The sequence below is a fragment of the Carnobacterium sp. GW821-FHT04C06 genome (genome assembly GCF_059420345.1).
Genome location: NZ_JBWKTN010000004.1, coordinates 61,779 through 85,287, shown reverse-complemented (window position 1 = coordinate 85,287; position 23,509 = coordinate 61,779). Strand labels below are relative to the sequence as shown.

20 protein-coding genes are annotated in these 23,509 nt (G+C 35.2%); 8 read left to right on the top strand and 12 right to left on the bottom strand.

Annotated elements, in window-relative coordinates; genetic code table 11:
• Positions 1 to 8 precede the first annotated feature (8 nt).
• Entirely contained in the window at positions 9 to 467 is a 459-nt protein-coding gene (locus tag AC07SW_RS07770) for a GNAT family N-acetyltransferase (RefSeq protein ID WP_494632583.1), read from the top strand.
• A 34-nt stretch (positions 468 to 501) separates the two neighbouring features.
• Here the strand turns inward: AC07SW_RS07770 and AC07SW_RS07765 are convergent, their stop codons facing one another.
• The gene (locus AC07SW_RS07765) at positions 502 to 894 is read right to left on the bottom strand and encodes a DUF4828 domain-containing protein (protein WP_034568452.1); all 393 of its coding nucleotides are present in this window, start codon (positions 892 to 894) and stop codon (positions 502 to 504) included.
• A 294-nt stretch (positions 895 to 1,188) separates the two neighbouring features.
• Between AC07SW_RS07765 and AC07SW_RS07760 the strand changes: the two genes are divergently transcribed.
• Positions 1,189 to 2,538 carry an aspartate kinase gene (locus AC07SW_RS07760; RefSeq protein WP_034568454.1) on the top strand — a complete coding sequence of 450 codons (1,350 nt, stop codon included), beginning with the start codon at positions 1,189 to 1,191 and terminating at the stop codon, positions 2,536 to 2,538.
• A 44-nt stretch (positions 2,539 to 2,582) separates the two neighbouring features.
• On the opposite strand, the gene AC07SW_RS07755 is transcribed toward AC07SW_RS07760, so the two are convergent.
• A complete protein-coding gene (locus AC07SW_RS07755; RefSeq protein WP_119908410.1) occupies positions 2,583 to 4,460 on the bottom strand; it encodes a heavy metal translocating P-type ATPase in 1,878 nt (625 codons plus the stop codon).
• Positions 4,461 to 4,843: 383 nt separating this feature from the next.
• On the opposite strand from AC07SW_RS07755, the gene AC07SW_RS07750 reads away from it, so the two are divergent.
• The 4 genes from AC07SW_RS07750 (at position 4,844) to AC07SW_RS07735 (ending at position 9,258) form a co-directional block, all read left to right on the top strand.
• A complete protein-coding gene (locus AC07SW_RS07750; protein WP_494632582.1) occupies positions 4,844 to 5,911 on the top strand; it encodes a DUF871 domain-containing protein in 1,068 nt (355 codons plus the stop codon).
• Positions 5,912 to 5,925: 14 nt separating this feature from the next.
• On the top strand, positions 5,926 to 6,813 hold the full coding sequence (gene murQ, locus AC07SW_RS07745; protein WP_119908408.1) for an N-acetylmuramic acid 6-phosphate etherase: 888 nt from the start codon (positions 5,926 to 5,928) through the stop codon (positions 6,811 to 6,813).
• 29 nt (positions 6,814 to 6,842) lie between these two features.
• Complete coding sequence (locus tag AC07SW_RS07740) at positions 6,843 to 8,303, top strand: PTS transporter subunit EIIC (protein WP_135018130.1); 1,461 nt, start codon at positions 6,843 to 6,845, stop codon at positions 8,301 to 8,303.
• A gap of 109 nt (positions 8,304 to 8,412) precedes the next feature.
• The gene (locus AC07SW_RS07735; protein WP_494632580.1) at positions 8,413 to 9,258 is read left to right on the top strand and encodes a MurR/RpiR family transcriptional regulator; all 846 of its coding nucleotides are present in this window, start codon (positions 8,413 to 8,415) and stop codon (positions 9,256 to 9,258) included.
• A gap of 130 nt (positions 9,259 to 9,388) precedes the next feature.
• On the opposite strand, the gene AC07SW_RS07730 is transcribed toward AC07SW_RS07735, so the two are convergent.
• The 4 genes from AC07SW_RS07730 to AC07SW_RS07715 form a co-directional block, all read right to left on the bottom strand.
• Positions 9,389 to 11,668: a BspA family leucine-rich repeat surface protein gene (locus AC07SW_RS07730; protein ID WP_494632578.1), complete on the bottom strand. Its 2,280-nt coding sequence runs from the start codon at positions 11,666 to 11,668 to the stop codon at positions 9,389 to 9,391.
• Positions 11,669 to 12,233: 565 nt separating this feature from the next.
• Positions 12,234 to 13,052: an undecaprenyl-diphosphate phosphatase gene (locus tag AC07SW_RS07725; protein ID WP_034568464.1), complete on the bottom strand. Its 819-nt coding sequence runs from the start codon at positions 13,050 to 13,052 to the stop codon at positions 12,234 to 12,236.
• 210 nt (positions 13,053 to 13,262) lie between these two features.
• Positions 13,263 to 13,784, bottom strand: coding sequence for an HdeD family acid-resistance protein (locus AC07SW_RS07720; protein WP_034568467.1), 522 nt, complete (start codon positions 13,782 to 13,784; stop codon positions 13,263 to 13,265).
• An 83-nt stretch (positions 13,785 to 13,867) separates the two neighbouring features.
• Positions 13,868 to 15,235 carry a hypothetical protein gene (locus tag AC07SW_RS07715; RefSeq protein WP_494632577.1) on the bottom strand — a complete coding sequence of 456 codons (1,368 nt, stop codon included), beginning with the start codon at positions 15,233 to 15,235 and terminating at the stop codon, positions 13,868 to 13,870.
• Positions 15,236 to 15,422: 187 nt separating this feature from the next.
• Here AC07SW_RS07715 and AC07SW_RS07710 point away from each other — a divergent pair, with 187 nt between their 5' ends.
• Both AC07SW_RS07710 and AC07SW_RS07705 read left to right on the top strand, forming a co-directional pair.
• On the top strand, positions 15,423 to 15,929 hold the full coding sequence (locus AC07SW_RS07710; RefSeq protein ID WP_135018127.1) for a PTS sugar transporter subunit IIA: 507 nt from the start codon (positions 15,423 to 15,425) through the stop codon (positions 15,927 to 15,929).
• A gap of 138 nt (positions 15,930 to 16,067) precedes the next feature.
• On the top strand, positions 16,068 to 16,856 hold the full coding sequence (locus AC07SW_RS07705) for an EAL domain-containing protein (RefSeq protein WP_463684696.1): 789 nt from the start codon (positions 16,068 to 16,070) through the stop codon (positions 16,854 to 16,856).
• Positions 16,857 to 16,897: 41 nt separating this feature from the next.
• Here AC07SW_RS07705 and AC07SW_RS07700 read toward each other — a convergent pair whose 3' ends face one another.
• The 6 genes from AC07SW_RS07700 to AC07SW_RS07675 all read right to left on the bottom strand — a co-directional run bounded on the left by AC07SW_RS07700 (position 16,898) and on the right by AC07SW_RS07675 (position 23,410).
• Positions 16,898 to 17,518, bottom strand: a complete 621-nt coding sequence (locus AC07SW_RS07700; protein ID WP_463684695.1) for a flavin reductase family protein — start codon at positions 17,516 to 17,518, stop codon at positions 16,898 to 16,900.
• A complete protein-coding gene (locus tag AC07SW_RS07695; RefSeq protein ID WP_135025176.1) occupies positions 17,515 to 18,126 on the bottom strand; it encodes an alpha/beta hydrolase in 612 nt (203 codons plus the stop codon). The genes AC07SW_RS07700 and AC07SW_RS07695 overlap by 4 nt, the downstream gene beginning before the upstream one ends.
• A gap of 1 nt (position 18,127) precedes the next feature.
• The gene (locus AC07SW_RS07690) at positions 18,128 to 19,087 is read right to left on the bottom strand and encodes a ring-cleaving dioxygenase (RefSeq protein ID WP_463684693.1); all 960 of its coding nucleotides are present in this window, start codon (positions 19,085 to 19,087) and stop codon (positions 18,128 to 18,130) included.
• Positions 19,084 to 19,977: a VOC family protein gene (locus tag AC07SW_RS07685; RefSeq protein ID WP_463684692.1), complete on the bottom strand. Its 894-nt coding sequence runs from the start codon at positions 19,975 to 19,977 to the stop codon at positions 19,084 to 19,086. The genes AC07SW_RS07690 and AC07SW_RS07685 overlap by 4 nt, the downstream gene beginning before the upstream one ends.
• Positions 19,978 to 20,110: 133 nt before the next feature.
• Entirely contained in the window at positions 20,111 to 21,142 is a 1,032-nt protein-coding gene (locus AC07SW_RS07680; protein ID WP_034568482.1) for a lactonase family protein, read from the bottom strand.
• 141 nt (positions 21,143 to 21,283) lie between these two features.
• Positions 21,284 to 23,410 carry a CDP-glycerol glycerophosphotransferase family protein gene (locus tag AC07SW_RS07675; protein ID WP_119908400.1) on the bottom strand — a complete coding sequence of 709 codons (2,127 nt, stop codon included), beginning with the start codon at positions 23,408 to 23,410 and terminating at the stop codon, positions 21,284 to 21,286.
• Positions 23,411 to 23,509: the final 99 nt, after the last annotated feature.

The following is a 23,509-nucleotide window of genomic DNA, read 5'->3' as shown; positions in this document are numbered from 1 at the left end:
AGAATAAAATGAAGTATGTATCGATTAGAGAGAATCCGTCGTACGCGGAGAAAGCCATTTGCTACTTTCAAGAAAAGTGGGGAAGTGAAGAGACGAATTTGTTGTACGAAGACTGCATTACCTCTTGTCTCACATCACCATCAAAGTTGCCACAATGGTATTTATTGCTAAAAGACGAGACGATTGTAGGGTGTGCAGGATTGATTCCAAATGATTTTATTAGTCGGATGGACTTATATCCATGGCTCTGTGCGCTATATATTGAAGAAGAATTTCGTGGAAATAGCTATGGAGAATTGTTGATCGAGCACGTTAAAACTGAAACTAAAAAATTAGGGTTTGAAACATTGTATTTATGTACAGACCATACCTCTTACTATGAAAAGTATCAATTTGACTATCTAGGAGTAGGCTACCATCCTTGGGGCGAAAGTAGCCGTATTTACCAAACGAAACTTGTAGAATAAAAAGAAGCGCTACTCTATAACAGAGAGGCGCTTTTTAACTTTCATTTTCTATTTGGTTAGCGACAACACGTTGAAGCGCGTAAATTTTTTCTTCGGCATCGTCATAAAGATCTAGCGTATCGTTGCTTGTTAAAGTAAAAATAAGTTGATAGCCATAGTGATCTTCAAAAATAAGTTTAGAACTACTTTGTTTTAATAAATGCCCTTCAATTGGGAGGTTATTTAAAAAGAATTCCATTTTGGGTGAAATCTCTAAAATTGTTTCGGTTGACTGATTGATAAAATGACCTTTCCAAGATCCGATAAATTTAGATTTAGTTGAAAGCGTAGGAGCTTGAACTTTTTGATTTTTTAAAAAGAATGAGCCGGTAATTCCTGCAAGCATAGATAAACCAAGAATAACTTGTAAATGTTTCTTTTTTGCCATGATGTCACCTTCCCGTTACAAAGATAAGTACCTCTTTCTATTATAATCTAATTGATGAGAAAATAGAAGTTATCTAATGAATATTATTATAATAAAACGAAGAGGGACTATCGTTTTCTTTTTATTTTTTTGTTAAAAATTGAATGGAAAACTACTATTTTTTGAATATCGTGATCAATTTTCGATAAAATACTAAAAAAGTGGATTTTAATGCAAAAAAAGATTGATTCTTTCGTAAAAAAGAGGGAAAATGATAAGTATGTTAAAAAAAAATGAGAAAAAGGATGTGACGCAATGAAAGTGATTAAATTCGGTGGGAGTTCTTTAGCTTCGGCAACCCAATTAAAAAAAGTATTTCAGATTGTAAAAGAGGATTCGCAACGTAAGGTGGTTGTCGTATCTGCTCCAGGTAAACGCTCAAAAGCTGATGACAAAGTAACGGATTTATTAATTGATTGCGGCACAAAAGCACTTTTGAATGAAGCCTATCAACCTGTTTTAGTCAAAATAATCGCGCGTTATGAAGAAATGGCGGTTGATTTGAACTTAGATTTAGCAATTATTGATGAAATTAAAAGGGATTTAGAAACACTTGCATTAGGGGATAAATCCCAGCCAGACTATTTTTTAGATGCTTTTAAGGCAAGCGGAGAGAACAATAACGCAAAATTAATTGCAGCCTACTTCAACCATGAAGGGCTTGAAGCGACCTATGTCAACCCAATGGAAGCGGGGTTATTTGTCACAGATGAGCCAGGAAATGCACAAGTGCTTCCAGAATCCTATGAGCGTCTGTATGAATTAAGAAAGCAAGCAGGTGTTTTAATTGTTCCGGGTTTTTTTGGCTATACAAAAGAAGGCAAATTAATTACATTTTCCCGTGGGGGTTCAGATATTACGGGGGCTATTTTAGCCAATGGACTGCAAGCAGAGCTCTACGAAAATTTTACCGATGTAGACGCAATTTATGCAGCAAATCCTAATGTCGTAGACAAACCTCAAGAAATTGAGACACTAACGTATAAAGAAATGCGTGAACTTTCTTACGCTGGATTTTCGGTGTTTCACGACGAAGCTCTTTACCCAGCCTTTAAGGCGGGCGTACCCGTTCAAATTAAAAACACGAATAACCCACATGCAGTTGGAACTAGAATTGCCACCACACGAGAAAAAAGCCCAGGAGCTGTCGTTGGAATTGCAAGCTCACCAGGATTTAGCAGTATTTATATTGAAAAATATTTGATGAATAGAGAAATTGGTTTTGGACGAAAGATGCTCGAAATTCTTGAAGATGCTGGTTTAAGCTATGAACACACTCCTTCTGGCATTGATGATTTGACAGTGATTCTTCGTAGCAATCAGCTTTCAGAAAGTCAGGAAAATGAGTTGTTAAATCGATTAAAAGAAGATTTACATGCTGATAAAGTTGTGATTCAACATAACTTAGCCTTAATGATGGTTGTGGGAGAAGAGATGCGCTGTAATGTAGGAACGATGGCAAAAGCATCAGAGGCATTAGCGGAACATGGAATCAATATTGAAATGATCAATCAAGGGTCTTCAGAAGTCAGCATGATGTTTGGCGTTCAAGAAGTAGATGAAGACAAGGCACTAAAAGCACTTTACCAAGCATTTTTCAACTAGAAAAACGACCGACAGATAAAAAATTCTTTTATCTGTCGGTCGTTTTATGCTTTTAACGTTTTTAACAGGCGGAGTCCATTTAAAATAACCAAAATGGTACTTCCTTCATGTCCTACAACTCCAAGTGGCAAATTAATCATTTGGAATAAATTGGATAAAATTAATAAGGAGATAACAGAAATTGAAAAAATCATATTTTGCAACGTAACTTTTTTTAGTTTTTCAGAAAGCTGATAACTATAAGTCAATTTATCCAGTTGATTTTTCATGAGTACAACGTCAGCCACATCCATTGCAATATCTGTACCATTTCCCATGGCAATTCCAATTGAAGCATTTGCCAAAGCAGGGGCGTCATTGATGCCATCGCCTACCATACTAATCGTTCCATATTGTTCCTTAAGTTCTTTGATGATGGCAGTTTTATCTTCTGGTAAGCAATTCGCCTTAATTTCATCAATTCCCAATTCTGTTCCAATCGTTTTTCCAGTCTGCTCATTATCACCAGTCAACATAACGGTGTGAATACCTTGCTTTTTAAAGAAGGCAATCATCTCTTTTGCATCTGCTTTTGCTACATCAAGAAGTCCAATATAGCCTACGATTTGATGGTCGCAACTAATATACGTAACGGTTTTTCCTTCTAACTGCAAAGCTTCGGCTGTTGATAAAAAAGGTCGATTGAGATTTTCCTCATTAAAAATAAAATCTTTTTTCCCAATTCGCCACAATTGATTATAAGCAACACACTCTAGACCGTGTCCAGTAATATCCTTAATAATGATGTCTTCCAAAGTCTCAGTCGTTTGATCATTGAATTTTGTCACAATTGCTTTTGCTAATGGATGAGTAGACGTTTTTTCAAGAGCCACACAAACATTTAAGACCTTTTGAGTGTCTATTTGTTCATCAAAAAAGGAATCTGTTACAACAGGAATGCCTTTTGTTAAGGTTCCCGTTTTATCAAAGGCAATCGCTTTTAGTTGGCTAAAATTTTCTAAATAGGCGCCACCCTTAAATAAAATTCCGCGTTTTGCACCATTTGAAATGGCTGCTAGCGTAGCGGGTGTTGCGGATGCGACTAAAGCACAAGGCGACGCAACAACTAATAGCACCATGCCGCGATAAAAAGATTCGTTCCAACCCCATTGGAAAATAAAATAGAAGACCGCAATCATAATCGGAACAAAAATCAAAACAATTTTTACATAGATATTTTCAATACGTTCGATCATGGTAGCTGTTTTTGAAGGGGTGTTCTGAGCTTCGTTTACTAATCGAATAATTTTAGCAAAAAGAGTGTCGTCTGCAATTTTAGTGACACTCATTGTCAGCGCATCATTTAAATTAATCGTTCCGCCAAACAGTTCAGCGCCAGTATCTTTAGAAACAGGAATAGGCTCTCCAGTAATGGTTGCTTCATCAATTAAAGCATTGTCCGTTTTTAATAGACCATCAATTGGAATACTGCCTCCTTTTGGTACAAATAAGGTATCGCCAATTGTTAACTCATTAATAGAAACCTCCAGAAATGAACCATCGGGTTGGACTTTAAGTGCGGTTTCTGGCTGCATTTGCATTAAACTGGCAATGGCCTTTGAACTTTTTTCAGTTGCGTATTCTTCTAGCGAACCGCTTAATGAAAAAATAAAGATCAATAAAGCACCTTCCATCCAGTAACCAATAATCGACGCACCGATGGCAGCCAAGACCATTAAAATATCAACATTTAAGTGTTTGTTGACCCAAGTATCTTGAATGCCTTCCATAGCTTGTTTAAATCCTCCAATGACAAATGAAGTGAGAAAAATAATGATTGCAGTAGTTTCGAAATGATTTATTTTGAATAGCCATCCTACTAAAATAAGAATCCCGCTAAGGATAGTCGCAGTCATGGCTTTGTTGTTCTTAAGAAAAGTCATTAAAAATTCCTCCTAAACTATTTTTTGATAAACCAAGCATACCAAAATCAAAAACTAAATGATAATGATTCTAATTAGTTGATAGTGATAATTACTATCAATGTCTATATTTAAGACAAAAGATGATTTTTTCAATGAGAATGAATATCAATTAAAGGAGATAGAAAGTTTTCTTTTAGACGAGTAATTCAAATTTTAGTAAAATTAAATTTTATTAATTATCGTTTTTATTATTTGAACTAGTTGGAAAATACTTTTAATCTCTAGTTTCAAAAGAAATTAATTCGTTTTTTTAAAATAAAATTTCAAAATTACTTGAAATTTCATTTCTAAAGAGTTATGATATGTTCAAGTAAAGAAAAGATTTTTTAAGGAGGGACAATATGTTAGGTATTTCCATCTTTTTAGGTGAAGAGTTAACAGAGGAAACAGAGCAGTATCTTTATAAAATGAATGAAAGCGGATTCTCTGGAATCTTCTCATCTCTTCATATTCCAGAAGACAACGTCAGCCATTATCGTAAGCGCTTAGCAAAACTAAGCTCGTTCGCTAAAAAACTGAACATGGAGTTAATGGTGGATATTTCTGGTGAAGCCTTAACGAAGATCGGCTTATCCTTTGATCGACCCATTGAAATTTTAGCAACTGGGATTACAGGGTTACGAATGGATTATGCAATCTCCAATAAAACCATCGCATCCGTCAGCAATCATTTAAAAGTGGCTCTCAATGCAAGTACCATTAGTGAAGAAGACGTTCATGAATTAAGAAAATATGGAGCAAATTTTGAAAATATGGAAGCTTGGCATAACTATTATCCACGACCAGAAACAGGCTTAGACATGCCTACATTTCTTGAAAAAAATAACTGGTTAAAAAGCTTAGGTTTTAGAATAATGGCTTTTGTACCAGGCAATGGGAAATTAAGAGGGCCCCTCTTTCAACAGTTGCCAACTATAGAAGATCATCGTTTTAAGCATCCGCTAGCATGTAGCATTGAATTGACTAAAACAGGATCGGTAGATGATATTTATATTGGAGATCCTTCCATAACAGATGAAACAAGAGAACAGTTTAAAGCTTATTATCAAGAACAAATGCTTATTTTAAAGTATACGCAAGTGAGCCACAATCCCATTTATTTAGATTTAATTACTGGAAATCATTGGAACCGAATGGATCCAGCTAGAGACGTTCTACGAAGTGCGGAAGCACGATTTAAGCCAAGAGTAGAGATCAAACCAGAAGAAAATCTTCAGCCCCGCTCGAAAGGAAGTATCACAATTGATAACGAATTATATGGGCGCTATATGGGAGAGATTCAGATTACCAAATTAGATTTAAAAGCAGACGAAAAAGTGAATACAATTGCAAAAGTTGTAGAGACTGATTTAGATTTAATCGATTGGTGTCTTGCAGGTCAGCAATTTAAACTAAAATCAATGAATTGAAAGTAGGAAATAAAATGAATTTAGAGAAATTAACAACAGAGACAAGAAACGAAGAAACCATGCGATTGGATGAACTATCAACTGCAGAGGTCGCTCGTATTATGAACCAAGAAGACCAAAAAGTAGCCTTAGCTGTTGAAAAAGAATTAGCAAGTATCACGACAGTCATTGATAACATTATTAAATCATTTAAAGCAGGCGGACGCTTAATTTACATGGGAGCTGGAACAAGTGGTCGGTTAGGCGTACTAGATGCAGCCGAATGTGTACCAACCTTTAGTGCAGATCCATCGATGGTTCAAGGTTTAATAGCGGGTGGAATGGCAGCCATGACGGTAGCTGTTGAAGGAGCAGAGGATTCAAAAGAGTTTGGAGAATCTGATTTAAAAGCAATTTCCCTAACAGCTGATGATATTGTAATCGGAATTGCTGCCAGTGGACGGACGCCATATGTGATTGGTGGGTTAGAGTACGCAACTAAAGTAGGCGCTACAACCGCAACACTTTCATGTAATAAAGAAGCTGAAATTAGTCAATATGCAACTTACCCAATTGAAGTGGATGCAGGTCCTGAAATCTTAACCGGTTCAACACGCTTAAAATCAGGAACCGCGCAAAAATTAGTTCTGAATATGCTGTCAACCATCTCGATGATTGGGATTGGAAAAGTGTATCAAAATTTAATGGTAGATGTAAAACCAACGAATGAAAAATTAGAAGAACGATCAAAACGAATCATCATGCAAGCCACTGAATGTAGCTATGAAAAGGCTAGTCTTACATTTATTGAAGCAGACCAGCAGGTGAAATTAGCAATTGTAATGATTTTGACAGATAGCACTAAAGAAGAGGCAACTGAAAAATTAACAAAAGCAAATGGCTTTATTCGCAAAACGATTTAACCACTTTAGAAAGAAAAGGGGAATAGAAAATGGCTGAATTAAAAGAAGAGCGTTTGGCAAGAGAGATTTATGAAAAAGTTGGTGGAATGGGGAACGTCAATAAAATTATTCATTGTATGACTCGTGTACGAATGTCATTAAATGATGAAGAGAAGGTTGACTTAGTTGGATTAAAAGCAATTGATGGCGTGATGGGTGTCGTTGAAGATGATACATTACAAGTCATTGTTGGCCCTGGAACAGTGAATAAAGTAGCCAATAAAATGGTAGAAATGGCAGGCGTTCGCTTAGGTGATCCAATCATGATCCAAGAAACCAATCAACCTGTAAAAGGAAATAAAACAGGTTTAGAGGCAGCTGAAGAACTGGCTCGTGAAACTAAAGCTAAACAGAAAAAGAAAAATAATACACCTTTTAAAAGAGCTTTAAAATCAATCTCAAATATTTTTGTTCCGATGATTCCAGCATTTGTTGGTGCAGGTATTATTGGCGGAATAGCAGCTGTTTTATCGAATATGCTGGTGGCTGGAACGATTAGTGGCGATAATTGGGCAAATAGTGTTCTTGTCCTTAACATTATTAAAAACGGTTTGTTTACGTACTTGCAAATTTATGTTGGGATCAATGCAGCTAGAGAATTTGGTGCAACTGAAGCATTAGGTGGAATCGTTGGTGGGATCGTTTATCTAAGCGGTATGACACCTGAAGCGCCATTGCCTAATATTTTAACCGGTGGGACACTTTCACCTGGGCAAGGTGGGATTATTGGTGTCATTCTAGCAGTTTGGCTGATTGCTTTACTTGAAAAACGTCTGCATAAAGTGATTCCAGAAGCAATTGATATTATTGTAACACCAACGATTGCATTATTAGTGATTGGTTTATTGACGATTTTCTTAATTATGCCTGTTGCAGGAGCAATCTCAACAGCGCTAGTAGGTGCAATCAACTGGGTCTTAACCATTGGTGGCGCATTTGCAGGTTTTGTTTTAGGCGCTTTATTCTTACCGATGGTGATGTTTGGATTACATCAAGTCTTAACCCCAATTCATATTGAAATGATTAGTTCGACTGGAATGACGTTATTATTGCCTATTTTAGCTATGGCTGGTGGCGGTCAAGTTGGAGCAGCCTGCGCACTGTGGTTGAAATGTAAAAAGAACAAGCAATTGACCAACATGATTAAAGGTGCATTGCCTGTAGGTATTTTAGGAATTGGTGAGCCATTGATTTACGGCGTGACGTTACCATTAGGGAGACCTTTTGTAACCGCTTGTATTGGTGGCGGTATCGGTGGAGCTGTAATTGGAGCTCTCGGTGGAATTGGCGCAATTGCCATTGGTCCAAGTGGGGTAGCTTTAATTCCTCTTATTGCAAATGGACAATGGATTGGCTATATTTTAGGATTATTAGCAGCTTACGCAGGTGGATTTATTGCTACGTATTTCTTTGGTGTTCCAAAAGAAGCAATGGAACCAACTGAACTATAAAATTAGGATTGTTTCTCTAATAAATTAATGATAGGATAAATGAATAAACTTAAAAGACATGTGAATGTAAGGTTCAGATGTCTTTTAAAGTTAAAAAGAGAGGGATTTTATGCAACCTAATATTCTATTTGTTATCCAAGAAAAACTTGCTTCATTACCTAAATCAGAACAAAAAATTGGCGAAGCAATTTTAAAGGATCCCCAAAAAATTATCCAAATGAATGCGACTCAATTAGGGAAATCAGCCAATTCAAGTCCAGCTGCAATCATTCGTTTTTGCCATTCAATCGGTCTAAAAGGCTTTACCGAATTAAAGCTCCAATTGTCGGCTGAATCAAAAATGATTGAAGAAAAGTTATACACCGAGATATTACCAGACGAAGAATTTGAACAAATGAAGAAAAAATTATTATTAACAACTGAACATGTTTTAAGAGAAACCAGTAAATTACTAGAGACCGCTCAAGTGGAAGAAGTAACCAAAGCTTTCAATCAAAGCCCCATTATCTATACCTATGGACTAGGAGCCTCTCATTTAGTGGCGCTAGATATCCAACAAAAGTACAGTCGAATTGGCAAACATGTCATGAGCACGCTAGATACACATTCCTTGGTGGCTTCAATGTCAACAGCTCCAAAAGAGGCGATTTTCTTTGGGATTTCTAATAGTGGAGAAACAAAAGAAGTCATTCATTTGATGAAGGCAGCGCAAAAATTTGGACTTCAAACTATTTCATTAACAGAGCTAGGCGAGAATTCCTTAAAGAAATTGTCGATGATTTCCTTACAAACAGGCATTAGTGGTGAAGCACCTTTAAGAAGTGCTGCTACCAGTTCCCTACTAACACAACTATACGCAATCGATTTGCTTTTCTATGATTTTGCTACTAAAAATTACGAAACCATTTTAGAGAGATTAGAAAAATCGAAGGCGGGAATTCAATTATTGAATTAAATTTTATAAAAACGAGTAGATATACATGAATTCCTTCGTGTATATCTACTTTTTTATCTAAATCTTATCGAAAAATAAAGAACTGGATAACCTAAGTTCAATATTGAACTTAGGTTATCCAGTAGATTAATTATTTAGTTTCTTTTTCTCTTGTATAGATACCAGGTTGACTTCCATCATAATTGGTAATCAATTCAAGACTCGAATTATGAAGGACTGAAGACGAAGAGGTATCATCAATCTTTAGCCATTTTCCAGTGTAAGGATGACTTGTTTTTTCACCAAGACCTACATTAGAGTGTAAAAGAGTTTTATTTCCTAAATGGATGGTATCTAATCCACTTGTGTTATTGAATATACGGACCATTGAAGTGACTTTAGACGTATCCCAGTTAGAAAGATTTAAACTATTTAAAGAATTACTTGTATTAAACATATCATTCATTTTAGTTACCATAGAAGTATCCCAATCTGAAAGATCTAAACTAGTTAAGGAACGATTGTCAGAAAACATAGAAGACATATCAGTCACTTTAGAAGTATTCCAATTAGAAAGATTTAAATTAGTTAAGGAATGATTTCCAGAAAACATAGAAGACATATTAGTCACTTTAGAAGTGGTCCAATCGGAAAGGTTTAAACTAATTAATGAATAGTTTCCATAAAACATAGAAGACATATTAGTAACTTGTGAAGTGTCCCAATTAGTCAAATCTAAACTAGTTAAAGAAGAGGTTCTTCCGAATGAATAATTCATGTTGGTCACCTTAGAAGTATTCCAATTAGCAATCTCTAAATTTTTTAAGGAGGAATTTCCATAGAACATAAATTGCATAGTAGTAACATTAGAGGTATTCCATCCACTAAGATTTAAGGTCGTTAAAGAGGAATCCCCATAAAATAGATGGTTCATTTTAGTCACCTTAGAAGTATCCCAAACTGAAAGATCTAAAGTAGTCAGAGAAGAGGTATTTTGAAATAAGGACTCCATCGTAGTAACATTAGAAGTATCAAGATGATTCAAACCTTCAATTTTTTCTAAGCTTTTTAGATTGGAAAATAAATGAGAAGAGTTCTTGTGAGCTACAACAGGCTTAGAAAAACGAATCTGTTTGATTTTTTTTCCATTTAATCTAGAGTCATTTTCAATGACGTTAGCGATATTCTTTCGAGGTTCACCCGAGTTAGGGAAATCCCCTTCACCAAATACCAATGTTTGTGTATCTTCCTTCCACTCCCAAGAAGCAGTTCCAAATTCACCTTTAATCTTTTCGACGACATATTCTTTATTCAAATCGTATAATTTTGTACTATATTCATATTGTGATTTTTCACCAGTCAAGCCTTCTATTTTAACAGTGAAGGAATCTCCCTCAGAGTAACTAATATTTTCAGGCATAAAAACTAGTGAATTGTAACCCCAAATGTTAGTAACTGTATATTCTCCATCACTACCTTTATTTGAAAAATCCCATTTCCTTCCATTTTGGTTATTTGTAAGAGTTACTTTTAAATTCTCACGATCAAAATTATATCCTTGATTATAAAAATGAATAGACCACCTAAAGTCATTGTTCATATATTGAATAGGAAAGGTTTGTTTCAGTGGCCAACTAGCTATAAAGTCATTAGCCACAGTAACTTCTCCATCACCTTGGGCAAACATAGCAGCTGAAAATTCAGCTTTTCTTTCTTCTGGTAATCTGAGCTCCGCATAGCCAAAACCTATAGATCGATAGTACGGATTTAAAATGACTGTTCGATGGCCAACATCAGTATTAGCTACTCCAGCATCATACATATATAAATCCGTCATTTTATTTAAAGAAAATGATTTAAGTGTATTTGGATCACCGTTACTGTATATCATTTTTCCTAAATTACTATACTTCGTAGCGTATACAGCTTGCTTCCAAAACTCGTCACTCATTGCGTTAGGTTTTTCAAATTGATCCAGTTTATGTGTCAGAACACGCAACGCTGAACTCACGATTGCTCCATGTTGAGCAATTTCAACTCGTTCTTTAGTCCAATTCACAGGAGACATATTAGAATATTTTCTTATCAGATTTACATATGCAGTTGAATTATCCAGAGTCTTGTTATTGAATTCTCCTAAGGTGTATTGCTTAGGTCCAATTATTGGTTCAATCTTATATACATCTTCAGTGACATCTTTATTTCTAATTTCCCAATATTCTTCCTGAAATTTTTTCATACTCAAAATTTCATTTTCATCAAATAATTCTGATTTTCCTTTGTTGTCTATAGGCATTCCTCTACTGATTGATAGTTCTTCTTTTTGGCTACTTTCAACAATCCCTTCTATGGGTATGTGTTGACTCTCTTCAGCACGACTACCAATAGGAAGTAACAAGATTAATCCAACTAACCAACACCATTTCTTCATTTTAATTCACTCCTTTTTATTTTCCATCCTAATAAAATTAACGGATGTTATTTTTATTGTAGCACAATAAGTATAATGAAAAAAATCTAAATGAATAAAAATAAAAAACATATATTTATGTTGAAAACACTTTTAAATCAAATTGTTATAGTTTCTAACATTAGTATAAATATCCTTGAAACCTTTTTAAAAGAATTTCAAACCTTTAATAAATAATGATTTGAGGTTTTCTTATAGCTATTTTTAGGGAACTGTAACGTATATGCTAGTTCTGTATTTACTATTTGATCAAGGGAAATAATAAGAAAGTCATATCATATTTTTCTCCTAAAAAAACATCTTTCGTTCCATTTTTTTAAATCTATATAAATATTATGTGACCTATTTTTTTAGAATTATAGATACTAGTAAATATATATAGTAGAAGTGGAATGGATGTGGATTTTCCTGTATATAAGACTAATTAATATAATTATGTTTTTCAATAATTAATAATTTTTAGAAAGTTTAGAAAATAAAAAAAGCAGTAAGAATGAAATTCCTACTGCTTAAATAGCTGACGTACTTATTTAAATAAGACCATATACCCAATCAAAATTACACCTAAAATAATACGATAGTACCCAAAGGCTTTAAAGTCATTTTGTTTGATATAGCTCATTAAGAATTTAATTGCGATAATAGATACGACAAAGGCCACGATCATGCCGGTAAACAGAATAGCATATTCCATACCAGTAAAGTGGAACCCGAATTTCACAAGTTTTAGTAAACTTGCACCAAACATAACTGGAATTGATAAGAAGAATGAAAATTCAGCAGCAATGTAACGGGATGTTCCTAAAATAATTGCACCAATAATGGTCGCGCCTGAACGTGAAGTTCCAGGAATTAAGGCCAACACTTGGAAAACACCAATCAATAAGGCTGTTTTATAAGTCAATTGATTGAAGGTAGTAATTGCCGGCTTTCTGTCCTTATTCCAATTTTCAATAACAATAAATAAAATACCATAAATAATTAATGTGAATGCAACGGTTTGAAAGTTATAGAACTTTGCTTCTAACATATCGTCAAACTTTAACCCAATGACAGCAGCAGGTAATACAGCTACGATTACTTTAAACCAAAGGGAGAAGGTGTCTGATTTTTCCTCCTTTGTTTTTTTAGGGGAAAAAGGATTTAACTTGTGAAAATAGAGGACAACAACTGCTAAAATAGCTCCTAATTGAATAACAACAAAAAACATTTCTTTAAAGGCAGCAGAAGTATTTAACTTAATAAATTCGTCTACTAAAATCATATGACCTGTACTACTAATCGGTAACCATTCAGTAATTCCCTCAACGATTCCTAAAAGTACGGCTTTTAGAATTTCAATCATACGTGATATATCTTCCTCTCAAAATTATTTCCTATTTTAAAATAGGCTCAGTAACTATTAGTATAAGCTTTTTTTGTAAATATTCCTAATGAAATAATGAATATTTATAGATTTTTAAGAAATCCTAAACCTTAAAAAAAACCGTAGATTATTTCCCCGGAAATAATTCATAAAAAAATCGTTTGCCTCTAAAGACAAACGATTCTTTGTTTAACGATAATTTTTAATTGCAAGATAAACCATAATGCAGCTAAATCCTTGGATAATAAAGAATGCTCCTAAAATTAAGCCAATCCCAATTCCAATCAAAATGGGACTAAAGAAAGAAATAATTGCTACAATTACAGCAATAACACCCAAGGTTAAAATCCAAGTCCATCCAGGGAAATTCTTCATTGCAACAGCAGTCATTAAACGCATAATACCTGAAAATAAAACCCAGATAGCAAATAATAAGACCAATGTTTTTTGAGCGATTGCTGTATCGAATAAAATAAAGCCACCGGCTACAAGAGAAGCAATCCCATCAAATAAAACCCAATTGGATATATTCCATACTCTACGTTCTTGAATATAAGAAAAGATTTCAATCACACCGTTTGCTGCTAATAATAACCCAATCAAGATAATAGCTGTTTTCAGAGAACCGCTTGGGTTGAAAATAAACCAAAAACCTAAGACAATCATTAAGATGCCACTCAGTAATAATAAGGTTTTAAAAAAATTCTTCATGAGCTTTCGCCTCCTAGTTAAGTAAGTACCTAATAAGCATACTATAAGAAGCAGAAAATTTCTTCTCATAACCCTTAAAAAAACTAATTAATAGGGGCTTGCTTTGTTTTCAATTCCTTCTCGTAAAAATAGATAGTTATCAGGTAACAAACAGAAATTCCAAATAAAATAACTCCGCCCGTTATTCTTAAAACAAATACAATGCTCGTTAAATGAGGCGCAAGGGATTTACCTGTAATTGTTTCTAGTAAAGAAAGAATAGGGATTTCAAAGAAATGACAAAAACTAATAAACAATAAAAATAAAAGACTTTGTTGAAAGATACTCCCTAACTTTCCCCATCTATTTTTCACCAATAAACTGCTATCCTTAAGTCCAGTGGTTTTTGTGTAAGCAACTTTATTAAGCAATGAACTATTAAGATTACTAAAAAAACCAATTAAAAATCCACCAACTGGAATGCAAACTGGAATAAAAATCAATCCGGTTCCCACTAACAAGGAAATACCACAAAGCGTTACTTTTTCTACTTTTGGAAACAAATTTAAAACTTTAGAGCCTATAAATAACGAGCTGATAATTCCTAACCCGTAAGCTAGATAGATAAATGAATAGAGATATACTCCTTTTTGTAAAGAGAAAAGATAAAATGTTCCAAATAAAATAAAGAAATTTGTTAACATTCCCTGTAAAAAACTGAATAGATAAACATAACGAGGTAAGCTAAATTTAAAGGAAGAGTGTTGAATTAAATAAAACACTCCAATCAAAAGAATGGCAAGCAAGGTCATTAAAATCAAGCTAAAATGATTATCAGCTAACACTCTCAGGGATTTTACAGCAAAAGTCATACCTGCTAAAACTAAAAATAAAAGAAAGAAACGACTATCAAATGAGGTATTTGGCATTTTTCCATGATCGTAATGCGGCAAGTTTCTTAGTAAAAAGAAACTAACTAAAAAAGCGATTCCATACAGACCAAAGGCTAATTCAGGAAGGTTTACTTTTACTAAAAGAATAATTAAAGGCATGAACAAAAGTATGGTTAAAAAAGCAAAGCCATAATCTTTTCCAGAAAAAGACCGATGAAATAGTCGGCGTTCATGGTATTGAATCGTTAAGTAGAGTGGCAATAAAAGACTACAAGACAAGCCGAGTAAAATAGCTGATAGGTCTAGCCATAAAGCATTTATAGAAACCAATAGCCCTAAGAAAGAGCCAACAGAAGCTAAGAGTAAAAAGAAGAGCAACAATTCTCTAGTGGAGACCTTTTTTCCAAAAGAACGAACCAAAAAAGTGCCAGTTAAATTACACACATAAAAAACAATTAATGGAAACCAACCGTTTAAAAAAGTAGGGTAATGATTGCCGATTAGCAAGTATAAAAAATAAGGTAAAAATAAAGTTGTATTCACCACAGCATACGTAAAAAAAAGCAACTTGTTTTTCATTGAGAAATTCCTTCCTAATTCCTAAATTTGACTACTTTTAATGCTAAATCAAATTGATTTAAAAAGCAATTAAGGAATTGTTAAATTGCTCGTTTTTTGATTCTCAACAATGGTCACTTTATGGTATGATAAAGTGTAAGCCTAGACGGGTTAGATAAAATTTAAACAAATGAAGTGAGGGATTTAGATGTTTGGATTATTTAAGAAAAAAGAAGCGCAAAAAGAAGTCTCAGAATTAAAAGGGAAATTGTTTTCACCAGCAAACGGCGAAGTGATTGCAATTGATAAGGTTAGTGATCCAGTCTTTTCACAAAAAATGATGGGAGATGGCTATGCAGTAATTCCAACCGACGGAAAAATCTATTCTCCAGTAAACGGCAAAGTATTAAGTGTTTTTCCAACGAAGCATGCTGTGGGGATTTTGATGGATAATGGCGTAGAAATTCTATTGCACATGGGGTTAGATACAGTCGAATTAAATGGAGCGCCATTTGATACAGTCGTGACAGAAGGACAACTAATTACGCCAGAAACATTGATTTCAACTGTTGACTTAGAGCAATTAAAAGCGGCAGGTAAAGACAATGCGATGGTTGTTGTTATTACGAATATGGAAAAAGTAGCCGACTATCATCTTACAGTTACTGGTGAAACAAAAGCAAGCACAGAAGTTGCTTCATATACAGTTGCCTAATTTAAAAGGAAAACTTGTTATCCTAAGATAACAAGTTTTTTTTGATTTCTTCACTTTTGAATGTTTTATTAAAAGCAAATATGCTATGATAATACGTAGCTTCACTACATAAGAAAAGCGCCAGAAAGGAGCAGGTTAATGGAACAACTTCATAAAATCAAAGCGATTCAAAAGGCCATCATACAAAAACAATATAGTGTCTATTACCAACCTAAAATTGAAAAACAAACCAGAAAAATCATTGGTGCAGAAGCCTTAATGCGTTTAAAAGTCGAAGCTGATATTGTTTCTCCATTTGAATTTATAAATGAAGTAATTCGTTTAGGGAAAATGGCTGAGATGCAAGCGTATCTGATCAAAGAAGTTGTTGCAAAACTCAATTCTGAAACGCTTATCCATAAAGAATTTTCTATTTCAGTGAATATCAATGCAGAAGACTTGGTAAATGAACATTATATTGAAGGTATTATCAAGGAGTTAAAGAAAGAACTGCTTAATCCATCCCAACTTGAATTAGAAATTACTGAAAAAAAAGAAATTGTAGACTTGATGAAGGCACAAAAAAATGTGACTAAATTAAAAGAACTCGCAATCAAACTGAGTTTAGATGATTTTGGAAAAGGCTACAGCTCATTAGCCTATTTAAAAGCTTTTCCCATTGACACGTTAAAGATTGATCAATCTTTTGTTCAAGAGGCATTAGTCAGTTGGAAGACGCAAGAAATTATTCGCGCAATCATCCAATTAAGCCACAATCTCAACATTCAGGTGGTTGCAGAAGGTGTTGAAACAATCGAACAATTAAAGTTTCTGGATGATTTAGGTTGCGATATTTATCAAGGATTTTATTTTGATGCAGCGATTCCTTTCAGTCAATTAAAAGAAAAATGGTTGGAAGATAAGGAAGGCAATAGCTTAATTAACTAATAAGAAAGACTCCCTTCACACGTTGAAGGGAGTCTTTCTTATTACTCAGGTCGAGTAATCGTGTATTCTTTTTTGAGAGTAGCGTATTGGTTCCCTGCTAAACGCGCCACAGGGTGTAGTTTATCAGATAAAATATAGTCACGCTCTTGATCAAATACAGATTCCTTAAAGTAAAAATCAGTAACCTTTACTAAAAAAAGATCGGTAATCACTTGTCCATCCTCATTGGTTACCGGGATGTGCTGATGCAAAGTAGCTTCAAAACGAATGTTAGCTTCAGCGATACTTGGCACAGCTACCGTTTTACTAGGGGTCGTAGTAAGAGATGTTAAGGCGAGTTCGCTCTCATCAAAAGCAAGCGAAGCAGCAGTCTGGTTCATTTCAGTGACAAGCGTTTCATCCACAATATGAACCACCAACTCTTTAGTCTCTAAAATATTTCGCGCAGAGTCCTTGCATTTGCCATCTCTTCTTAAAATAGCGATAGAAAGCAAGGGCAACTCGTTAGAAACACCACTAAAAAAGCTAAAGGGAGCAATATTTAACACACCAGCATCCTTTGATTGGGTTGTTAGCCACGCAATTGGTCGCGGAATCACACTGCCACTTAAAAATTTGTACTGCTGCTTCTTTGAAAGATCTTGGCTACGATAATGAATCATTTTAGTGCTCCTTTAGTTGCAAGCCATTCCTTAGCAGAGGCAACTTCTTCATAGGTCAGTTGATGTCCTTGTTTGGTCCAGAGAACGTCGGTTTGTCCGTGTCGCATTTGAAAAGCATCGACAAGAGCTTTCGTTGCCTCTTGTGGAACAATAGGGTCGTTAATTCCAGCCGAAAACCAAACACTTTTTTTAGCTAAGTCAAAATCAGCTTCGTGTTTTCCAAGAGACATCCCGTGAAAGAAAATCCCTCGATTTGGACTCTCCATTCGTTCTAACAAAAGATGCGCGCCAATATTAGCCCCGTTAGAATAACCTACAACCACCCAATCGGAAAGGGCGATATTGTGGGTATTAGAAAATTCAATTAAAAAGGCAAGCAAGTAATCGGTTTGTACCTCTAAGTCAACTAAATCAAATTTCCCCTCAGCAAACCGACGAAAGAAACGATTTGCCCCTGCTTCAGAAACCCTTCCACGTAAAGATAAAACGGTTGAGTCTGGAGACAAGGCATTGGCCAAATCAATTAAAGAGTGCTCATCTCCCCCCGTTCCATGAAGCAACAGTAGAGGAGGAGCAGTTTGAAGGCCTTCTTGATAAATATATTCCATCTTAATCTCTCCTTGTTGTATCAAATGGGCGTACCATTCTTTCAATTTCTGCACGTTCAGCTTCTAAAAATGGCGGCAATGATAATTTTTCCCCCATTGTTTCATAAGGCTCATCTTGCATAAAGCCAGGACCATCGGTTGCAAACTCAAATAAAATATGCGGACCTACTCGAACGTAAAGGGACTCAAAGTAAAAACGATCGACGTAACCTGATTGAGGCAAACTATAATCTTGAATCCGACTAATCCAAGCTTCAAGAGCAGCACGATCTTCAACTCGAAAAGCGACATGATGCACATTGCCAAACCCTTCCATTGCTTGTGGTAAATCGTCACGATGCTCCACAATCACTTGACCGCCATTTCCACCTTCACCAACTTCAAATAAATAGGCATTTTCTTCTTGAGCAATTTCATTCATTTTCATCACTTCAACAAGCATTAAACGCATTGCATCAAGAGAAGAAACTGTAAGAAAAATTGGTCCTAAGCCAACAATAGCGTAATCATAGGGAACAGGACCTTTTTGCCAAGGAATTCCTGCAGGAACACCAGGATTGTGTTCATCAGAAATCAATTGATACTGCTGACCATCAAAATCGACAAATTGAATGCTTTTATTGCCAAATTGAGATGTAAGGCCCGTATGAGTCACGTTATGTTGATCAAAACGCTCTAACCAGTAGTCTAACGCGTTATCACTTGGAACACGAAAAGAAGTTTTTGAAATACTGTTTGTTCCTTTTGTTCCCTTTGGAATCCCAGGGAAATCAAAAAAAGTCATATCAGTTCCGGCGCTTCCTCGATCATCTGCAAAAAAAGTATGGTATGTTTGAATATCATCTTGATTTACCGTTTTCTTTACTAAACGCATCCCTAATACCTCAGTGAAAAAATGGTAATTCTTTTCAGCGCTACTTGTCATTGCTGTTACATGGTGTATTCCTTTTAATTCGTTCATTTTATTTCCTCCAGTTGAGCCTCAATGGCTATTCTATTTTTTTCTAAAAATGGGGGTAACGCTAAATGGGTTCCTAATTCTTCAAGGGATTCATCTAATTGAAAGCCAGGAGAGAGAGTAGCTAATTCAATTCTTAAGCCACTAGGCTCTTTAATATACAAGCTTTTAAAGTAGCCACGATCGACGTATTCTTCAATAGTCCAGTGATCCGTTAACGCTTGTTGATAGAAGCCTTCTAGTTCATCGTTGCTGTCAACTCCATAGGCGATGTGGTCAATTGTTCCACGGCCAAAGCGAGTTCGATCTTTTGACTGACTGGCAAGGACGGTTGTTTGATCCAAATATTGCTCCGTAAAAAAAGTGTCATTTTCTTGTTTTAGACTTAAATAATCAGAAAGAAAGCGTTGCGTTTCTTTAAATTGATCTGCAACAATGCTTACTTTAGCAATCCGAATAATTTGCTTGTTAGCAGGAATAGAAGTGTGTTTTGTAGCCTTGTGTGGCGCAATTTGTTCCTCCATTTCAACTAAGGCGATTTTAAAACCATCGTTGTCTTCTACTAAAAGCTCATTATTTTCTAGTGTTGTCGGAATCTTAAAGTCAGCAAAGCGACGTTGCCAATAATCTAGACTGTGAGAAGGGACAGCTAATGAAACCGTTGAAAAATAACTTTTTTTATCGACACGATGACCTAGCTTTGGAATTTCAAAAAAAGTCAGCAAGGTTCCAGGTGTGCCTTCGTAATCTCCATAAAATAAATGACGCATCGTTGTATTTTCTTGGTTTACTGTATTTTTTACAAGACGTAAACCTAAAACAGTTGCGTAAAAGTCATAATTTTCAGTGGCATTTTTTGTAAATGCTGAAATGTGATGAAGTTGGTTGATCATAAAAGAACCTCCTTTTTATCTGATAAATAGAGTATACCTTATTTACTTACAAAAAGGAAGTGAATTGTTTTTTGTATGTAAAAAAACACTGAAAACCAAGAGGTTTCAGTGTTTTATAAAAAAGGAAATTTTATTAAACGTAGACACAAACACATTCAGGAGCATAAACATCCTTTTGAACAAGACTTAATAATCCAGTCTGAGGGTCACGTTCAAATAAGGTTAAGTTGTCAGATTCTTGATGACCTACAACCACAAACTCATCTCTTGCAGTTAAGTTGAAATCACGAGGGATTTGACCTTCTGTGCTAATTAATTGAATTTGTTTTAGTGAAGCACCGTCATTTTGAACTTCGTAAACAACGATCGAATCATGTCCGCGATTGGATGCGTAAAGGAATTTTCCATCTTTTGATAGGCGAATAGCAGCGCCACCGTTAAAATCAGTGAAATTTTCAGGAATTGTCGGCACGGTTTCTAATTCTTTAAAACGACCAGTCGCAGCATCATAACTTAAGACAACGACAACGCTTGCTAATTCACCAAAAAGATAAGCTACTTTTCCATTTGGATGGAAAACAAGATGACGAGGACCAGTTCCAGGAGCAGCTTTAAAGCGCGCCACTTCAGTTAGCTTTCCTTCGGTTGAAACGCTGTAAGTATAAACTTCATCAGTTCCTAAATCGCAAGCGACAACATAGTGTTGATCTGGAGTTAAGTCGGCATAATGAGCATGAGGCGTTTGTTGATTTTCATGAACACTTGAACCTTGATGGGTCACTGTATCCAGTAACGTTAAAGTGCCATCAGCAGCTGTTTGCAAGACAGCAATTTCGCCTTTGTGGTAGTTAGCCGTATATAAGAAGTTTCTAGTTGCATCTACTCCAACGTAACAAGGCGGAGCGCCTTCAGCAGTAACGCCATTGACGAAAATAAATTCGCCGTTTTCATTTTTACGGTAAGATGCCATGCCGCCTTTTCCATCGATTTTTACAACAGGATAAAGCGTCTTGTAGTCAGGGGATAAGCCAAGATAAGTTGGACTATCAGCCTTAGCGACAACGGTTAAATTTTCTAATTGTTTTTTTTCAGTATCTAATGTAATTTGATAAACACCTTCACTAGCGCGTTTGGTATAAGTTCCTAAATAAATAGTCTCTTTCATGATTGAATTCCTCCCAATGTTTGCGTATTCATCTGAACTCTTTTAGTATAGCATAAAATTTTGAAAGGGTTAACAATTTATTGGAGAAGGCTTATGAAAAAAACACACGTTGAAATAGACGATTTCAACGTGTGTAAATGATTATAAGAAAGGCATTCCTTTTTTTAAATGCGTAACTGCTTCAAAAATCCGTTCATTTGACGCCGTATCTTTATGCTCAATCAGTAAATTTGCTTTTTGTTGATTGGCTTTGCTCATTTTAAAGTTATCAGAGGCAATCCGCTCAAGAATACAAATCAAATCATCTGCATTTACGGTTACTTCACCCGGCAATTCATTTTGGTACGCCTGCTGCAATTGAAGGGAGTCTTTTTGTTGGTAAAAATTATTTTCAAATTGATAAAAGACAACCGGTTTAGTTAAGAAGCTAAAATCAAAGGCTTCTGAAGCGTAATCGGTAATCATCAGTTTGCTTTCTTTGATTAAAGTCATAGGATCATCCATACGTTGCAAACGAACAGTGCAATTTAAGGCCTCAAATTCTGTTACATATGTTTCAAAAGCATGAGGTAAAGCGATGACAAATTCAAGCTTATGACGAGCTAAAAACTCTTGCATGTCAGTGCTAGCAATCAAAGCCAAATAATTTTTAGCAAGGACATCGATAAACTCAGTTTGGAAATGCAAACCTGTTTCATGATCGATAGGGTAAAAGAGCAATTGCTGCTTCATTTCAGGCGTTTCCTTATTATCAAAAAGACGATCATAGCGTGACAAGCCTGTAATAGCTACTTCTTTATCAGTATAGCCTAAAACATCTTGTACGAGTCGTTTTTCATTTTTAGAACTCACCAAAAATAAATCTGTTTCAAATTGAAGAGAGCCACGACCTAGCGTCTTGGTCTCATCTTGCAAGCCAACGATGCCGTTTTGCAAGTACACTTTTTTAGCGCGAACAAAGTTTAATAAAGGCTTGGTTCTGGTTGGATAAATGTCGTAAGGGGCGAAGGCCGTCAACAAAGTCTCGCTCATCAATAAGTGCCAAATGTATTCTTTAGATTTGTATTTTAAAAGATGGTCTTCACCAAATGGCTGAAGCTTTTGATAAGCATCAGAAGCTGGATCAATGACATAATAAACTTCCTTTTCAGGATGCTGCTGACGTAAGTAACGATAAAAATCAAAACCGTTAGAAGATGCTTGCGTAGGTTTTTCGCCCACAATCCAAATTTTTCGACGTAAATAAAAAGGACGAATAAACCAAAAAGTCCATAATAACTCTTTAAAGTAATCAAACACTTCTTTTTCAAAACGAGTCGAACAAATGCTTAGCCCTTGGTATTGCGTACTAAACTTAGGTGAAAAGGCAAACGTGGTATTGCCGTAAGAAAAATAAGTGTGCTTATAAATTTTTTGTGAATGCATTTTTTCAGGATTTGCAACGCGAACAACCGTCGGGTCAAAAAGTCCATTCAAATACACATCAAAATAGAGATCAAATTCTTCGTCTGCCAAGTCATTTAAAAGCAACTCCATTGCAAAATCTTTTACATCAATTAAAAGATCATATCCATAACGATACAAATGTGTCCCAGCTTCTAATTCTTCAAGCATATGATTTGAATGAATCACATGGGTTAAGCCTGATTTACGACCCACCATAACTGTATCAATTCGGTTGATGGCAATGGCTTTTGATACAATTTCTCCAGAAATTGCTATTTTATTTTTCTTCGTTTTAATCTGAGTAATATGGCTATCTTGAATATAACGAATGCTTCGAACAGGAATATTTACAGTAAAGCAAAACCCATTTGTTTTACGACTAATATAAGGATAGATATAGTCTTCACGATCTTTAAATTGAGTAATTCCATAGGAATCAAAGTAATCAAATAAATCAAGTGAAAGAGGTTCTTGTTTTTCAATCCACTCACCATCGATAAAATAGCTTATCTCAAAATAAAATTCAAAATGGGCACGTTCCCCAGTTGATAATACTTGATGGATAAACGCTATTAAATTAAAACGGAAAGAAAAGGTATCCGTTTGGCTGACGATGGTTTCAAAGGTATAGCGCTTTCCAGTTTCTCTATGTAAAATAAAGAATTCTTTAAAATAAACCGGATGTTCTTTCGACAGTGAAACACTCGTGACAATGTCTTCTTCCTGTTTACTGATAGAAAACGTGGGGTGGGTAAGACTTGGTTCATTAGCTTTCTTTTTTAATAATAAGTGAGAATCTCTAATTGATGTTCTCAATGACATAATAGTTTCCTCCGATATCGATTTGCTACCTAATTATCCAACGTTAATAATACCAGTATCGAGAACCTGTGGCAAATAAATCTAGGGAATGTAAAGGAA

Bases quoted from the DNA above. Each gene is read 5' to 3' on its own strand.
- AC07SW_RS07770 (WP_494632583.1), top strand. From the start codon at position 9: ATGAAGTATGTATCGATTAGAGAGAATCCGTCGTACGCGGAGAAAGCC.
- AC07SW_RS07765 (WP_034568452.1), bottom strand. From the start codon at position 894: ATGGCAAAAAAGAAACATTTACAAGTTATTCTTGGTTTATCTATGCTT.
- AC07SW_RS07760 (WP_034568454.1), top strand. From the start codon at position 1,189: ATGAAAGTGATTAAATTCGGTGGGAGTTCTTTAGCTTCGGCAACCCAA.
- AC07SW_RS07755 (WP_119908410.1), bottom strand. From the start codon at position 4,460: ATGACTTTTCTTAAGAACAACAAAGCCATGACTGCGACTATCCTTAGC.
- AC07SW_RS07750 (WP_494632582.1), top strand. From the start codon at position 4,844: ATGTTAGGTATTTCCATCTTTTTAGGTGAAGAGTTAACAGAGGAAACA.
- murQ (WP_119908408.1), top strand. From the start codon at position 5,926: ATGAATTTAGAGAAATTAACAACAGAGACAAGAAACGAAGAAACCATG.
- AC07SW_RS07740 (WP_135018130.1), top strand. From the start codon at position 6,843: ATGGCTGAATTAAAAGAAGAGCGTTTGGCAAGAGAGATTTATGAAAAA.
- AC07SW_RS07735 (WP_494632580.1), top strand. From the start codon at position 8,413: ATGCAACCTAATATTCTATTTGTTATCCAAGAAAAACTTGCTTCATTA.
- AC07SW_RS07730 (WP_494632578.1), bottom strand. From the start codon at position 11,668: ATGAAGAAATGGTGTTGGTTAGTTGGATTAATCTTGTTACTTCCTATT.
- AC07SW_RS07725 (WP_034568464.1), bottom strand. From the start codon at position 13,052: ATGATTGAAATTCTAAAAGCCGTACTTTTAGGAATCGTTGAGGGAATT.
- AC07SW_RS07720 (WP_034568467.1), bottom strand. From the start codon at position 13,784: ATGAAGAATTTTTTTAAAACCTTATTATTACTGAGTGGCATCTTAATG.
- AC07SW_RS07715 (WP_494632577.1), bottom strand. From the start codon at position 15,235: ATGAAAAACAAGTTGCTTTTTTTTACGTATGCTGTGGTGAATACAACT.
- AC07SW_RS07710 (WP_135018127.1), top strand. From the start codon at position 15,423: ATGTTTGGATTATTTAAGAAAAAAGAAGCGCAAAAAGAAGTCTCAGAA.
- AC07SW_RS07705 (WP_463684696.1), top strand. From the start codon at position 16,068: ATGGAACAACTTCATAAAATCAAAGCGATTCAAAAGGCCATCATACAA.
- AC07SW_RS07700 (WP_463684695.1), bottom strand. From the start codon at position 17,518: ATGATTCATTATCGTAGCCAAGATCTTTCAAAGAAGCAGCAGTACAAA.
- AC07SW_RS07695 (WP_135025176.1), bottom strand. From the start codon at position 18,126: ATGGAATATATTTATCAAGAAGGCCTTCAAACTGCTCCTCCTCTACTG.
- AC07SW_RS07690 (WP_463684693.1), bottom strand. From the start codon at position 19,087: ATGAACGAATTAAAAGGAATACACCATGTAACAGCAATGACAAGTAGC.
- AC07SW_RS07685 (WP_463684692.1), bottom strand. From the start codon at position 19,977: ATGATCAACCAACTTCATCACATTTCAGCATTTACAAAAAATGCCACT.
- AC07SW_RS07680 (WP_034568482.1), bottom strand. From the start codon at position 21,142: ATGAAAGAGACTATTTATTTAGGAACTTATACCAAACGCGCTAGTGAA.
- AC07SW_RS07675 (WP_119908400.1), bottom strand. From the start codon at position 23,410: ATGTCATTGAGAACATCAATTAGAGATTCTCACTTATTATTAAAAAAG.